This is a genomic window from Agrobacterium sp. T29, assembly GCF_006970545.1.
In the GTDB taxonomy this organism is placed as follows: domain Bacteria; phylum Pseudomonadota; class Alphaproteobacteria; order Rhizobiales; family Rhizobiaceae; genus Agrobacterium; species Agrobacterium leguminum.
In genome coordinates this window covers 989,563-1,003,374 of sequence record NZ_CP040640.1, presented here as the reverse complement: position 1 = coordinate 1,003,374, position 13,812 = coordinate 989,563, and the positions used below count along the sequence as shown (strand labels likewise).

At 61.5% G+C, this 13,812-nt stretch carries 12 protein-coding genes; 9 read left to right on the top strand and 3 right to left on the bottom strand.

Annotation, left to right across the window (positions count from 1 at the left end; genetic code table 11):
• The first annotated feature begins 163 nt into the window (after window positions 1-163).
• Together FGF54_RS05150 and FGF54_RS05145 are read left to right on the top strand one after the other, a co-directional pair.
• Window positions 164-439 carry a type II toxin-antitoxin system Phd/YefM family antitoxin gene (locus tag FGF54_RS05150; protein WP_142779089.1) on the top strand — a complete coding sequence of 92 codons (276 nt, stop codon included), beginning with the start codon at window positions 164-166 and terminating at the stop codon, window positions 437-439.
• Window positions 439-861, top strand: a complete 423-nt coding sequence (locus FGF54_RS05145) for a hypothetical protein (protein ID WP_246666957.1) — start codon at window positions 439-441, stop codon at window positions 859-861. Before FGF54_RS05150 ends, FGF54_RS05145 begins: the two co-directional genes overlap by 1 nt.
• 1 nt (window position 862) lies before the next feature.
• On the opposite strand, the gene FGF54_RS05140 is transcribed toward FGF54_RS05145, so the two are convergent.
• Both FGF54_RS05140 and FGF54_RS05135 read right to left on the bottom strand, forming a co-directional pair.
• Window positions 863-1,474, bottom strand: a complete 612-nt coding sequence (locus tag FGF54_RS05140; RefSeq protein ID WP_142779087.1) for a GNAT family N-acetyltransferase — start codon at window positions 1,472-1,474, stop codon at window positions 863-865.
• Window positions 1,475-1,611: 137 nt separating this feature from the next.
• Complete coding sequence (locus FGF54_RS05135; protein WP_020808932.1) at window positions 1,612-3,264, bottom strand: acyl-CoA dehydrogenase family protein; 1,653 nt, start codon at window positions 3,262-3,264, stop codon at window positions 1,612-1,614.
• Window positions 3,265-3,588: 324 nt separating this feature from the next.
• On the opposite strand from FGF54_RS05135, the gene FGF54_RS05130 reads away from it, so the two are divergent.
• The 5 genes from FGF54_RS05130 (at window position 3,589) to dprA (ending at window position 8,318) form a co-directional block, all read left to right on the top strand.
• Window positions 3,589-4,020 carry a nuclear transport factor 2 family protein gene (locus FGF54_RS05130; protein ID WP_142779086.1) on the top strand — a complete coding sequence of 144 codons (432 nt, stop codon included), beginning with the start codon at window positions 3,589-3,591 and terminating at the stop codon, window positions 4,018-4,020.
• 238 nt (window positions 4,021-4,258) lie between these two features.
• Window positions 4,259-5,200, top strand: a complete 942-nt coding sequence (locus FGF54_RS05125) for an aspartate carbamoyltransferase catalytic subunit (RefSeq protein ID WP_003521487.1) — start codon at window positions 4,259-4,261, stop codon at window positions 5,198-5,200.
• Window positions 5,197-6,489, top strand: a complete 1,293-nt coding sequence (locus FGF54_RS05120; RefSeq protein ID WP_142779085.1) for a dihydroorotase — start codon at window positions 5,197-5,199, stop codon at window positions 6,487-6,489. Before FGF54_RS05125 ends, FGF54_RS05120 begins: the two co-directional genes overlap by 4 nt.
• 48 nt (window positions 6,490-6,537) lie before the next feature.
• Window positions 6,538-7,155, top strand: a complete 618-nt coding sequence (gene plsY / locus FGF54_RS05115) for a glycerol-3-phosphate 1-O-acyltransferase PlsY (RefSeq protein WP_168208011.1) — start codon at window positions 6,538-6,540, stop codon at window positions 7,153-7,155.
• A gap of 20 nt (window positions 7,156-7,175) precedes the next feature.
• On the top strand, window positions 7,176-8,318 hold the full coding sequence (dprA, locus tag FGF54_RS05110; protein WP_142779084.1) for a DNA-processing protein DprA: 1,143 nt from the start codon (window positions 7,176-7,178) through the stop codon (window positions 8,316-8,318).
• Here the strand turns inward: dprA and FGF54_RS05105 are convergent.
• Complete coding sequence (locus FGF54_RS05105) at window positions 8,271-8,504, bottom strand: hypothetical protein (RefSeq protein ID WP_003521491.1); 234 nt, start codon at window positions 8,502-8,504, stop codon at window positions 8,271-8,273. The two genes, dprA and FGF54_RS05105, sit on opposite strands and share 48 nt — an antisense overlap.
• A gap of 258 nt (window positions 8,505-8,762) precedes the next feature.
• Between FGF54_RS05105 and topA the strand changes: the two genes are divergently transcribed.
• Both topA and rnr read left to right on the top strand, forming a co-directional pair.
• Window positions 8,763-11,447: a type I DNA topoisomerase gene (gene topA, locus FGF54_RS05100; protein WP_142779083.1), complete on the top strand. Its 2,685-nt coding sequence runs from the start codon at window positions 8,763-8,765 to the stop codon at window positions 11,445-11,447.
• Complete coding sequence (rnr, locus tag FGF54_RS05095) at window positions 11,444-13,798, top strand: ribonuclease R (protein ID WP_142779082.1); 2,355 nt, start codon at window positions 11,444-11,446, stop codon at window positions 13,796-13,798. Before topA ends, rnr begins: the two co-directional genes overlap by 4 nt.
• Window positions 13,799-13,812: the final 14 nt, after the last annotated feature.

The window sequence follows — 13,812 nt, the reverse complement described above, 5'->3', positions numbered from 1 at the left end:
GGCCTTCCTCAACGGGTTAACAAAGCATGAAGGGAAGAACAACGTGGCAGGGCGGATGAGGAGAAGGTTCTTGTGGATGAGCCGGCCGCCAGACCAAAATCGACGGCTTTAAATTTTCTGTATTTTCTGTATTATTCAGGAAATACAGATTTGAGGATTCCTCATGAAAAGAAAATCTATTTCCACAGCGGAGTTTATGCGACATTTCGGTCGCTACCATGACGAGGCGCAGAAATCGCCCATTTTGCTGACGAAGCATGGGCGACCTTCTGTCGTAGTGGTGCCGGTCGAACTTTTCGAAAAAATGCTGGGAGGCGACGATCCGCGCAGGTCTTACGCTGCCGGTGAAATGCCCGATGAATTGGCCGCCATGTTCAACACCCAGCTGGAAAAAGACTCCGAAGAATATCGGACATCCCGCGATGAGCAGGACAGATAGTGTCCAAGTTCAGACGCGGTGATATCGTTTCCTATCCCTATTTGTGGCGATGGCAGTCTGCGGCTAATCCAACGCGTGACCATGGGGAAAAAGATCGCCCCGTCTGCATGATCCTGACGATTACGGACGCACAGGGCTTGTCCCATATATTGCTGCTGCCCATTTCATCGAAACCTCCGCAGGACAGCCAGCAGCGGGCAATCGAAATACCGAAGCTCGAGCTTCGGCGCGCAAAACTAACCGGCTATGATCACGGCTGGATCACCGTCAGCGAATGCAATTACGACGTGATCGAACGATCCTACCATTTCAACGCGCTGCAACAGCCCGTCGGGCGTTTCAGCGAGACATTTCTTGAAGACATTCGCACTGCCTTTGCACCGTTTCTGGCGGCAGGGACAGCGCGGGTCATTAGAACCTGAATTACTCCAGCGCCATGCCGAACCAGACGCTGCCGGGCGTTTCGTGGCTTTCGAGGCGTTTGAACCCGCGGGTTTCCCAGAAGCGCATGCCCGCATGGTTGCGTTCGCTGGCGCCGAGGTGGATGCCGTAGACGTTGTTCTGTCTCGCCATATCGAGCCAGCGCGACAGAAGCCGGGTGCCGCCGCCCTTGCCCTGCGTGCGCGGCAAGAGGTTCATGTGGATATGGGCCGGAAACGGATCGGTGAGCCAGACGGGCGTGCGGCGCGGATGGTGGATGAACTGGGCGCGGCGCTGGTCGGCGTCCCATGTCTGCTGGTCGCCGCCGGGATCGGGATAAAGGCTGCGCAGATGCGGCCACCATTCCCGCTCCAGCCGCTCTTCGTGCACCGCCGTATCGAGTGCGCCGACGATATAACCGCACACACCTTCCTCATCTTCCGCCACGAAAACGGCATCGGGCCAGAGATGCAGATAGGGCACGGAATAGATATGCCCGACCATGCGGCCATCATTGTAAAGGACGGTGGCGTCCTGCCCGGCATCGCCGGTGGCAAGGCTTATGGCGTAGAGCGCGTCTTCATCCTCGGCGCGGGCGGAACGGAAGGTCAGCATTGGCAGCCGCCTTCCCTTGCCGCGCATCGATGCGCGAAAGTGTCTTGACAGATCAGAACACGCTTTACGCCATTGCTGTTTCTCAAATCCGAGACCCCTCCCGCCGGGACTGCAAAACCTTCATACGCAAGCATCGGTCAAGATGCAGGCGGATAAAGAAGATCGATTATATAATTCGGATCGAAGCGGGAATCGAGCATGCCGTAAGTATGCCGCCAGCCGCCCGCGAGACGGGTCTCGAGGAAGGCATCGGCGATCTTGCCGGCGCCGAGACGGCAAAGCTCGGCGGCAGCGGCCGCAAGCGCGAACTGCTCCACCAGCAGGCGGGCCGCTCCCTCGTCACGCTCGGCAAGGGCGATTGCGGCGCGCAGCACGTCGGTGGTCTTCTTGCCGGCTGCCCCGAGATCGCGCTCCAGCGTCTGGAAAACGAGATCGAACAAATCCTTGCCGCGCTGGAGAACCCGCAGCACATCCAGCGCCATGACGTTGCCGGAGCCTTCCCAGATGGCGTTGACGGGCGCTTCGCGATAGTGGCGGGCAATCGGCCGCTCTTCCACGTAACCGTTGCCGCCAAGGCACTCCATGGCCTCATAGATAAGCGCCGGCGCGATCTTGCAGCACCAATATTTCACGATGGGCGTCATCACCCGCGCATAGGCGGCCTCAGCCGGATTGTTGCGTGCGGCGTCGAATGCCGTCGCCAGCCGGAAGGAGAGCGCAGTGGCCGCCGCCACATCCAGCGCCATGTCGGCGAGAACGCGCGTCATGATCGGCTGGGTGACCAGCATCTTGCCGAAAACCGAACGGCCACGGGCATAATGCACGGCTTCGGCAAGCGAGGCGCGCATCATGCCGGCGGAGGCAAGCGCGCAATCGAGCCGCGTCAGTGTCACCATGTCGAGGATCGTACGGATGCCGCTGCCGGGATCGCCCAGCAGATAACCGAAGGCATCGGTGAATTCGACTTCGGCGGATGCGTTGGAGCGGTTGCCGAGCTTGTCTTTCAGGCGCTGGAAATGCAGGCCGTTCTTTGAGCCGTCCTCCAGATAACGCGGCACGAGGAAGCAGCCCATGCCGTCGCCCATCTGGGCGAGCATGACGAAACCGTCGCTCATCGGCGCGGACAAGAACCACTTGTGACCGGACAGGCGATAGATGCCCTCGCCCACCCGCTCCGCCGTTGTGCGGTTGGCGCGCACATCCGTACCGCCCTGCTTTTCCGTCATGCCCATGCCAATGGTGACGGCGGTTTTCTGCAGGGCCGGTTTCTGCGAAGAATCATACTTGCGCGAGAGAATCTTCGGCGCCCATTCCTTCTGCACGCGCGGCGAAGCCATGATGGCGGCAACGGAGGCGCTGGTCATGGTCAGCGGGCAAAGATGCCCGGCCTCAAGTTGCGAGGTCAGGTAAAATTTCGTGGCGCGGGCCTTGTGCTCATTGCCGCGCGTATCGGGAGAATTCTCCCAGACACTGGAATGCAGGCCTGACGACATGGAACGGCGCATCAGCGCGTGCCAGGCGGGATGGAATTCCACCTGATCCAGACGCTCGCCGCGCGGGCCGTGGGTATGCAGCTGCGGCACGCCCTGATTGGCCATGCGCGCCAGTTCCTGCGCCTCATGCGACGTGACGTAACGGCCGAGCTGGTCGAACTCGTCTCTCAGATTGCGCGACAGGCCGGAGGTGAGATCGACGATCAGCGGATCGGAACGATAGGCGTTGATACCGGACCAGAGGCTTGGCTGGTTCAGTTCGGCGAGCGTTTCTTCTGTCCGGGAATTCTGGGTCATCCGCTGCTTCTAGCTGTTTTGTACTGGCGTTGCATAGTGGGGTGATATTGCATAATTCCACCCGCAGGAAGCGATTGAGACGATTAAACCGCCGCTTTCAGCATTTTTCGGGAGTGATCCTGATTTAGGTATCCGGCCCGGAGAATACCAAACACGTTTCCGGCAAGATCAACGACAGTCCCCAAAAAAGCCACGCAGAAGTTGCGGCAGCAACCGGCGGGCATGCGGATAAACGCATTCTCCATAATCTGCGGCCGGATGTGGAACCTGCGGCAGGCTTTTTCGGTTGGCGACTTTGCTAAACGGCTGCACAGGGAGGAGACCATGGAGGCCAGCGTAAGAAAGCTCTTCGAGCGATATGAACGATTTTTCAATAAGTCCCTCAAGGGCGACATGGATATGGAGGAGGTCGCCTCCCTCTACGCCTCCGACTTCATCGCCGCCTCCCCCGCCGGGGTGATGACCGGAAAGAACGATGACCACTTAAAGCAGGTCATGATGACGGGTTACGAGCGCTACCGGACGATCGGAACGAAGGAGATGCGGATACGCGACATCCGTATCTCGCCCATCGATGAACACCATTGCCTTGCCCATGTTGCCTGGACGGCGACCTTCGATCGCAAGCGGCAACCGGATGTCGCAATCGATTTCGATGTTCATTACTTCGTCCAGAGGCTGGACGGAGCCCCGAAAGTTTTCGGCTGGGCGTCAGGAGACGAGCAGGCGCTTTTGAAGGAGCATGGCATCGTTTAATGCCTGCGCCTTCCATCGTCAGGCCGTTTGTGCTCGAGGGTTGGGGAAACATCGGCATGTTTTCATTTCAGGAGTTGCGGGCGCTTGCCCCGCGACCATGCAGTCTCTATAGAGCGCAGGACCGAATTCCGCCGCACTCCTGAGGCGTGTTCACAGCGAATGGGAGCGCGCGGATCAGCATTCGGGCGTTCCGGGCATTTTCACGGGAAAATGCGGCGCCCGTCAGGAGGCAAACCGCATGGTCTTCTTCCCCCATCGCCATCTCCTCGGCATCAAGGGGCTTTCCCACCAGGATATCACCCTGCTTCTCGACAAGGCCGACGAGGCGGTGAAAATCAGCCGCCAGCGCGAGAAAAAGACCTCGACGCTTCGGGGCCTGACGCAGATCAACCTGTTCTTCGAAGCCTCGACGCGCACGCAGTCCTCCTTCGAGCTTGCCGGAAAGCGCCTCGGCGCGGACGTGATGAACATGTCGGTCGGCAATTCGTCGGTGAAGAAGGGCGAAACGCTGATCGATACGGCGATGACGCTGAACGCCATGCGCCCGGATGTGCTGGTCGTGCGCCACTCCTCCGCCGGCGCCGCCGCGCTGCTGGCGCAAAAGGTCGCCTGCTCCGTCGTCAATGCCGGAGACGGCCAGCATGAGCACCCGACGCAGGCCCTGCTCGACGCGCTGACCATCCGCCGCGCCAAGGGCGAACTGTCCGGCATCACGGTGGCAATCTGCGGCGACGTGCTGCATTCGCGCGTTGCCCGCTCCAACATCATCCTGCTCAACCAGATGGGTGCGCGCGTTCGCGTCGTCGCCCCCGCCACACTTTTGCCCTCCGGTATCCGCGACATGAGCGTCGAAGTCTTCCACGACATGAAGGAAGGGCTGAAGAACGCCGATGTGGTGATGATGTTGCGTCTGCAGCGCGAGCGCATGTCCGGCTCCTTCGTGCCTTCGGTGCGCGAATATTTCCATTATTACGGCCTCGATGCCGAAAAGCTGAAGGCGGCGAAGGAAGATGCGCTGGTCATGCATCCCGGCCCGATGAACCGCGGCGTGGAAATCGCCTCCGACGTGGCCGACGGTCCGCAAAGCGTGATTGAAAGTCAGGTGGAAATGGGGGTTGCCGTGCGCATGGCGGTCATGGAAACCCTGCTTGTCTCGCAAAATCAGGGTGAGCGCGTATGAGTGCCGTTACCGTTCTCAACAATCTCCGCATCGTCGATCCGTCCCGTAACCTCGACGAGACCGGCAGTGTGATCATCGGCGCCGACGGCACCATTCTGGCGGCCGGCAAGGACGCCCATAATCAGGGTGCTCCCGAAGGAGCGACGGTTCGCGACTGCAAGGGTCTGCTGGCCGTTCCCGGTCTGGTGGATGCCCGTGTTTTCGTGGGTGAGCCGGGTGCCGAACACCGCGAAACCATCGAATCCGCCTCGCGCGCGGCAGCGGCCGGCGGCGTCACCAGCATCATCGTGATGCCCGATACCGACCCCGTCATCGATGACATCGCACTGGTCGAATATGTGAAAAAGACAGCGCGCGACAAGGCGCTCGTCAATGTGCATCCCGCAGCAGCCCTGACCAAGGGTCTGAACGGCGAGGAAATGACCGAATTCGGCATGTTGAAGGAAGCCGGTGCGGTTGCCTTCACCAATGGCCGCAAGGCGCTTTCCGATACGCTGGTGCTGCGCCGCGCCATGACCTATGCGCGTGAACTGGGCGCAGTGATCGCGCTCGAGACACGCGACAAATATATCGGCGGCGGTGACATGAACGAGGGGCTTTTCGCAAGCTGGCTCGGGCTGTCGGGCGTTCCGAAGGAAGCCGAGATCATCCCGCTGGAGCGCGACCTGCGCATTGCCGGGCTGACACAGGCGATCTACCACGCCGCCAAGATTTCCGTGCCCGAATCGGCGGAAGCGATCCGCGTTGCGCGGCAGCGGGGCGTTAAGGCCACCTGCGGCATCTCGATCAACCACCTGACGCTCAACGAGAACGATATCGGCGAGTACCGCACCTTCTTCAAGCTTTCGCCGCCGCTGCGCGCCGAAGACGACCGCAAGGCCATGGTGGAAGCACTGAAGGACGGCACCATAGATATCATCGTCTCCTCGCACGACCCGCAGGATGTCGACACCAAGCGCCTGCCGTTTTCGGATGCGGCGAGCGGCGCGGTCGGGCTCGAAACCCTGCTGGCGGCGGCGCTGCGCCTGTACCACAGCGACGAAGTTCCGCTGATGCGGCTGATCGATGCGCTCTCCACCCGCCCGGCAAAGATTTTCGGACTGGATGCCGGAACGCTGAAGGCGGGCGCGAAGGCCGATATCACGCTGATCGACCTCGACGAGCCGTGGCTCGTGGCAAAGGAGCAGCTGGTCTCGAAATCCAAGAACACCCCGTTCGAGGATGCCCGTTTCAGCGGCCGCGCGGTTGCCACTTATGTGGCTGGCAAAGCCGTTCATTCCTTGGCATAAGATCACCGACAGAGATCACGCGGCCAGCGCGACAGAGGGGACGTTTGAATGAGTGCTTTGACTGACTGGCAGACGGCGCCTGCCCTTCTCGCGCTTTCGGCGCTGATCGGCTATCTGTTCGGTTCCATTCCCTTCGGCCTCATTCTTACCCGCATGGCGGGGCTGGGCGACGTTCGCAAGATCGGCTCCGGCAATATCGGCGCGACCAATGTGCTGCGCACCGGCAACAAGAAGCTCGCCGCCGCAACCCTGCTGCTGGACGCGCTGAAGGGCACGGCGGCGGTGTTGGTCGCCAATGCGCTCTGGGGTTACGAAGCGTCGCTGGTCGCCGGTTTCTTCGCCTTTCTCGGGCACCTGTTTCCGGTTTGGCTCGGCTTCAGGGGCGGCAAGGGTGTGGCGACCTATATCGGCGTGCTCTTGGGTGCCGCACCGCTGATGATGCTGGCCTTTGCGCTCATCTGGCTCGCAACCGCCTTCATCACCCGCTACTCGTCGCTGTCGGCGCTTTTGGCCATGCTGGTCATTCCCGTCGCCCTCTGGGTGCTCGGACCTGAAAAGACGGCGCTGCTGGTGACGCTGCTGAGTGCGATTTCATGGTGGAAGCACCGCGAGAACATCGCGCGCCTGCTGGCGGGCACTGAAAGCAGGATCGGGCAAAAGGGCTGAGACCCATTTAAGGATGTGCCATGCCGCATGAGGAAACGACACGGCAGGGCATAGAGCTTTCCGCGCGGCAGCGGGTCGCGTGGCTGAGGCTCATCCGCAGCGACAATATCGGCCCCGTCACCTTCCGCGAACTCATCAATCATTTCGGCAGCGCCGAAAAGGCGCTCGATGCCCTGCCCGAGCTTTCAAGACGCGGCGGCTCGTCGCGCAGTCCGCGCATCGCGACGCAGGCGGAAGCGGAAGGCGAGATCGAAACGGCCGAAAAATTCGGCGCGCGTTTCGTCGGCATCGGCGAGCCGGATTACCCGCCTGCCCTGCGGCAGCTGGATGGCGCGCCGCCGCTGATTGCCATGAAAGGATCGGCAGCGACCGCGACAAGATCAAGCATCGGCATCGTCGGCTCCCGCAACGCCTCCATCAACGGCGCGAAATTCGCCGCCATGCTGGCGCGCGATTGCGGCCGCGCCGGTTATACGATCGCTTCGGGGTTGGCGCGCGGTATCGATGCGGCCGCACACCGGGCAAGCCTTGCAACCGGCACGGTTGCCATGCTGGCCGGCGGTCTCGACCGCCCCTATCCGCAGGAAAATTTCGGGCTTTTGCAGGAAATATATGACCAGGGCGGCGCGACGATCAGCGAAATGCCCTTTGGCTGGGAACCGCGCGCCCGCGATTTTCCCCGCCGCAACCGATTGATCGCCGGCGTCTCCCTCGGTGTCGTCATCGTCGAAGCGGCGGAGCGCTCCGGTTCGCTGATAACGGCAAGGCTTGCCGGAGAAGCGGGGCGGCTGGTTTTCGCCGTGCCCGGCTCCCCGCTCGATGCACGCTGCGAGGGCACCAACCGGCTGATCAAGGAAGGCGCGATGCTGACCACGGGCGCGGCCGATATTCTGGAAGCGCTGCGCCCGCTGATGGAGCCGCAATTGCCCTATGAACGCAAGATCGAGGAACCGAGATCCGACACCGAGATGTCACCACCAGGGGACGACGAGCGCAGCATCATCGCCGCCGCTCTCGGTCCCTCGCCCGTGGAAACGGACGATATCATCCGTCACACAGGTTTTTCCGCTGCAACCGTTCATCTGGTGCTGCTGGAGCTTGATATCGCCGGACGTCTAAACCGGCATGCCGGGGGGCGTGTGTCGCTCTTCATCGCGGATTGACAGCTTGCGCCGTCCGCTCTGGATATCGCCGACTTCGACATAGGCCATCTCGATCAGATAACACAGCATGTCGGCCCCCTCACGGCTTGCGACCTGCCGCAGTTCCGCGAGCATCTGGCGAATGTAAGCCAAGTTCTCTCTGGTCCCTTCATTATCGGCATTATTGTTTGTTGCGTTGGGGACCATATATCTATCCTGCAAAATTTGCCTGAAACGAAGAGCAATAAGTCGATTCAAATGATGTTGCCCATCATAACCAATTTACCAAAGATTGCAATACAACAATAGATTATCCATAGGTTGCAATCACCTTGAAGCGATAAAATCGGCCTTGCCTCTTGACCCGCGCGCATTACCTGTCCATGTCGAAATATAAAGAAGGCGAATTGCGGCATTGCGCCGTGACCCGGCCACGTTAACGGACCAGTTCCAGAGAAAAACAATATGAATGTCGTCGTCGTAGAATCTCCTGCCAAAGCCAAGACGATCAACAAGTATCTTGGCTCGGGCTACAAGGTTCTTGCATCCTTTGGCCACGTCAGAGACCTTCCTGCCAAGGACGGATCGGTGCTGCCCGACCAGGATTTCGAAATGTCCTGGGAGGTCGACAGCGCATCCGCCAAGCGCATGAAGGATATTGCCGATGCGGTAAAATCCTCCGACGGCCTCATTCTCGCAACCGACCCGGATCGCGAAGGCGAGGCCATTTCCTGGCACGTTCTCGATCTTTTGAAGAAGAAGCGCGTCCTCGGCGACAAGCCGGTAAAACGCGTGGTCTTCAACGCCATCACCAAAAAGGCCGTGCTGGACGCCATGGCGAACCCGCGCGACATCGATGTGCCGCTGGTCGACGCTTATCTCGCCCGCCGCGCGCTGGATTATCTGGTCGGGTTCAACCTGTCGCCCGTGTTGTGGCGCAAGCTGCCCGGCGCGCGTTCCGCCGGCCGCGTTCAGTCGGTGGCGCTGCGCCTCGTCTGCGACCGCGAATCCGAGATCGAGCGTTTCGTCTCCGAAGAATACTGGAACATCAGCGCACTTCTGAAGACACCGCGCGGTGACGAATTCGAAGCCAAGCTGGTTTCGGCCGATGGCAAGCGCCTGCAAAGCCGCTCGATCAAGACCGGAGACGATGCGAACCGGCTGAAGGCGCTGCTGGAAGGCGCGAGCTATGTGGTCGAAAGCGTCGAGGCGAAACCGGTCAAGCGCAATCCCGGCCCGCCCTTCACCACTTCGACGCTGCAGCAGGCGGCCTCCTCGCGCATGGGCTTTTCCGCCTCGCGCACCATGCAGGTGGCGCAGAAGCTTTACGAAGGCATCGACATCGGCGGCGAGACCGTCGGTCTGATCACCTATATGCGTACCGACGGCGTGCAGATGGCCCCGGAAGCGATCGATGCCGCCCGCCGCGCCATTGGCGAGCAGTTCGGTGGCCGTTACGTGCCGGAAAAGGCGCGTTTCTATTCCACCAAGGCCAAAAACGCCCAGGAAGCGCACGAAGCGATCCGCCCGACCGATTTCAACCGCACGCCGGATCAGGTGAAGCGTTACCTCGATCCCGATCAGCTGCGTCTTTATGACCTGATCTGGAAGCGCGGTATAGCGAGCCAGATGGCCTCGGCCGAAATCGAGCGGACCACGGTGGAAATCCTTGCCAGCAATGGCGGCGAAAAGGCAGGCCTGCGCGCCGTCGGTTCGGTGATCCGTTTCGACGGTTTCATCGCCGCCTATACCGACCAGAAGGAAGATGGCGAACAGAGCGACGACGGTGACGACGAAGGCCGTCTGCCACCGATCAACGAGCGCGAGAACCTCGCCAAGCAGAAGATCAACGCCAGCCAGCACTTCACCGAACCGCCGCCGCGCTACTCGGAAGCCTCGCTGATCAAGAAGATGGAAGAACTCGGCATCGGCCGTCCTTCCACCTATGCGGCGACGCTGAAGACGCTGAGCGACCGTGAATATATCGTCGTCGACAAGCGCAAGCTGATCCCGCATTCGCGCGGCCGGCTGGTGACGGCTTTCCTCGAAAGCTTCTTCACCAAATACGTCGAATACGACTTCACCGCCGCGCTTGAAGAAAAGCTCGACCGGATTTCCGCCGGCGAACTGGACTGGAAGCAGGTGCTGCGCGATTTCTGGAAGGATTTCTTCGCCCAGATCGAAGACACCAAGGAACTGCGTGTCACCAACGTTCTGGATGCGCTGAACGAGGTTCTGGCGCCGCTGGTCTTCCCCAAGCGCGAGGATGGTTCCGATCCGCGCATCTGTCAGGTTTGCGGCACCGGCAATCTTTCGCTGAAGCTCGGCAAATACGGCGCTTTCGTCGGTTGCTCCAACTATCCGGAATGCAACTACACCCGCCAGCTGACCTCGGACGGTTCGGAAGCCGAAGCTGCGGCTTCGAACGAGCCGAAGGCGCTGGGTGCCGATCCGATGACCGGCGAGGAGCTGACGCTGCGCTCCGGCCGTTTCGGGCCCTATATCCAGCGCGGCGACGGCAAGGAGGCCAAGCGCTCCTCGCTGCCCAAGGGCTGGAAGCCTGAAGATATCGACCACGAAAAGGCGCTGGCGCTCATCAACCTTCCGCGCGATATCGGCAAGCATCCGGAAACCGGCAAGATGATTTCCGCCGGCCTCGGCCGCTACGGGCCGTTCCTGCTGCATGACGGTTCCTATGCGAACCTTGAAAGCATCGAGGACGTGTTCTCTATCGGCCTCAACCGCGCCGTGACCGTGATTGCCGAAAAGCTGAGCAAGGGACCGGGCCGCGGCCGCAGCGGCACGCCGGCGGCGCTGAAGGAGCTGGGCGACCACCCCGATGGCGGCTCGATCACCGTTCGTGATGGGCGTTACGGCGCTTACGTCAACTGGGGCAAGGTCAACGCCACCATTCCGAAGGGTCAGGACCCGGCTTCGGTGACGCTGGACGAGGCGCTGGTGCTGATCGCCGAGCGCATTGCCAAGACGGGCACCGGCGGCAAGCCTGCCAAGGGCAGGAAGACGGCTGCCAAGAAGGCCGATGGTGACGCCGCAGCTAAGCCAAAGGCGACCAAGGCCAAGGCGGCAGCAAAGAGCAAGACGGCCGCCAAGCCGAAGGCAGCGGCCAAACCCAAGAAGGCAGCAGAGTGAGCAAAGCGCCGCGTCAGAGACAGGGTTCCGCCAGCGACGGTTTCGGACGCACCGGGCGCGGCAAGCGGGTCAGTGAAGGTGAAGGCATCATCCATGGCGAGGTGCCTCCCCGCGAGGTGCTGCTGAAATTCATCGCCGACCATCCGCAACAGGCCTCCAAGCGGGAAATCGCCAAGGCTTTCGGGCTGAAAGGCGAGAACCGCGTCGTTCTCAAAGCGCTGCTGAAAGAGCTTGAAGCCGACGGCATGGTGCAGAAGAGCCGCAAGTCGCTGACGCGGCCGGGCGGCCTGCCGCCGGTCACGGTTCTCGATATCACCACCCGCGACAAGGACGGCGAATTGATCGGCCGGCCGGCAGAATGGCCGGAGGATCAGGGCGCGGCGCCGGCCGTGCTCATCCGCCAGTCATCGCAGGATCGCGGCAAGAAGGCCCCGGCGGCGGGTCTTGGCGACCGCATTCTGGCGAAAATCTTCCCCTCCAAGGAAAGCTCCGGCCCGGCCTATACGGCCCGCGTCGTCAAGCTGATCGACCGCCGCCAGAATGCGCTGCTCGGCGTGTTCAAGGAGACGGCGGGTGGTGGCGGACGGCTGATGCCGATCGACCGGCGCGGCGAAGAAATGGTCATCGACCCCGATGGCGTCGGCGATGCGAAAGACGGTGACCTGATCGAGGTGGAAACCTCGCGCAACAGCGGCCGTTATGGGCTGACGCGCGCCAAGGTGCTGTCGGTCATCGGCTCCGTTGCCTCGGAAAAGGCGATCTCGATGATCGCGATCCATTCCCACGGCATTCCGCACATCTTCCCCTCGAACGTTCTTGCCGAGGCGGATGCCGCCAAGGCGGCCAGCATGTCGCACCGCGAGGACTGGCGCGACCTGCCGCTCATCACCATCGATCCGGCCGACGCCAAGGACCATGACGATGCGGTCTATGCCGAGCCCGACACGTCGCCCGACAATCCTGACGGTGTCATCGTCACCGTCGCCATTGCCGATGTCTCCTGGTATGTGCGTTCCGGTTCGCCGCTAGACCGCGAAGCGCTGAAACGCGGCAACTCCGTCTATTTCCCCGACCGCGTCGTGCCGATGCTGCCGGAGCGCATTTCCAACGATCTCTGCTCGCTGAAGGAAGGCGTCGACCGCCCTGCCCTTGCGGTGCGGATGATCTTTTCGAAGGAAGGCCGCAAGGCCGGCCACACCTTCCACCGCATCATGATGAAGAGCGCTGCCAAGCTCTCCTACAGCCAAGCTCAGGCGGCCATCGACGGACGGCCGGATGACAAGACCGGCCCGCTGCTGGAGCCGGTCCTGAAGCCGCTATGGCACGCCTATGCGGTGATGAAGCGCGGCCGCGACCGCCGCCAGCCGCTGGAACTCGACATGCCGGAGCGCAAGATCCAGCTGCGGCCCGATGGCACGGTGGACAAGGTCGTCATTCCCGAACGCCTCGACGCGCATAAGCTGATCGAGGAAATGATGATCCAGGCGAATGTCGCCGCCGCCGAGACGCTGGAGAAGAAGAAGCAGCCGCTGGTCTATCGCGTCCATGATGCGCCCACACTTTCCAAGCAGGAAGTGCTGCGCGAATTCCTCGGCACCATCGGCATTTCCATGGCCAAGGGTGCGGCCATGCGCGCCAATTCCTTCAACGGCATTCTGGCCCGCGCGCTCGATACGCCGCACCAGATCATGGTCAACGAGATGGTGCTGCGCAGCCAGAGCCAGGCGATCTACAGCCCGGAAAATATCGGCCATTTCGGCCTCAACCTGATGAAATATGCGCATTTCACCTCGCCGATCCGCCGTTATGCCGACCTCATCGTGCATCGCGCGCTGGTGGGTTCTCTGGGCCTCGGCGAAGGCGGCATCACCCCGCAGGAAGAGGCGACGCTGGACGATATCGCCGCCGAAATCTCGACCTTCGAGCGCCGCGCCATGGCTGCCGAACGCGACACCATCAACCGGCTGATCGCGCATCATCTGTCTGAACGGGTGGGCGAAGAATTCGAGGGCCGCGTTTCCGGTGTCACCAAGGCGGGACTTTTTGTCGCGCTTCCGCAATTTGGCGCGGACGGCTTTGTTCCTATATCTACACTCGGAATCGACTATTTCCTCTACGATGAGGCCCATCAGGCCCTGACAGGAGAGAAGACGGGCCTTGGATACCAGCTTGGCGACACGGTTCAGGTGCGGCTTGCGGAAGCGGTGCCTTTGGCAGGCGCGCTTCGTTTCGATATGCTGAGCCCGGGGCGCAAAATGCCGGTCGGCTCGCGGTCGTTCCACAAGGCAGGCCGGCGGACATCGCGTCCTGCCGCAAAGCCCGGAACGCGACCGCCCAGAAGGCGACGATAACAAGACCGCTTCAG

What these genes read in the sequence shown, in the direction of transcription:
- FGF54_RS05150 (WP_142779089.1), top strand. Translation starts at nt 164, where the DNA reads ATGAAAAGAAAATCTATTTCCACAGCGGAGTTTATGCGACATTTCGGT.
- FGF54_RS05140 (WP_142779087.1), bottom strand. Translation starts at nt 1,474, where the DNA reads ATGCTGACCTTCCGTTCCGCCCGCGCCGAGGATGAAGACGCGCTCTAC.
- FGF54_RS05135 (WP_020808932.1), bottom strand. Translation starts at nt 3,264, where the DNA reads ATGACCCAGAATTCCCGGACAGAAGAAACGCTCGCCGAACTGAACCAG.
- FGF54_RS05130 (WP_142779086.1), top strand. Translation starts at nt 3,589, where the DNA reads ATGGAGGCCAGCGTAAGAAAGCTCTTCGAGCGATATGAACGATTTTTC.
- FGF54_RS05125 (WP_003521487.1), top strand. Translation starts at nt 4,259, where the DNA reads ATGGTCTTCTTCCCCCATCGCCATCTCCTCGGCATCAAGGGGCTTTCC.
- FGF54_RS05120 (WP_142779085.1), top strand. Translation starts at nt 5,197, where the DNA reads ATGAGTGCCGTTACCGTTCTCAACAATCTCCGCATCGTCGATCCGTCC.
- plsY (WP_168208011.1), top strand. Translation starts at nt 6,538, where the DNA reads ATGAGTGCTTTGACTGACTGGCAGACGGCGCCTGCCCTTCTCGCGCTT.
- dprA (WP_142779084.1), top strand. Translation starts at nt 7,176, where the DNA reads ATGCCGCATGAGGAAACGACACGGCAGGGCATAGAGCTTTCCGCGCGG.
- FGF54_RS05105 (WP_003521491.1), bottom strand. Translation starts at nt 8,504, where the DNA reads ATGGTCCCCAACGCAACAAACAATAATGCCGATAATGAAGGGACCAGA.
- topA (WP_142779083.1), top strand. Translation starts at nt 8,763, where the DNA reads ATGAATGTCGTCGTCGTAGAATCTCCTGCCAAAGCCAAGACGATCAAC.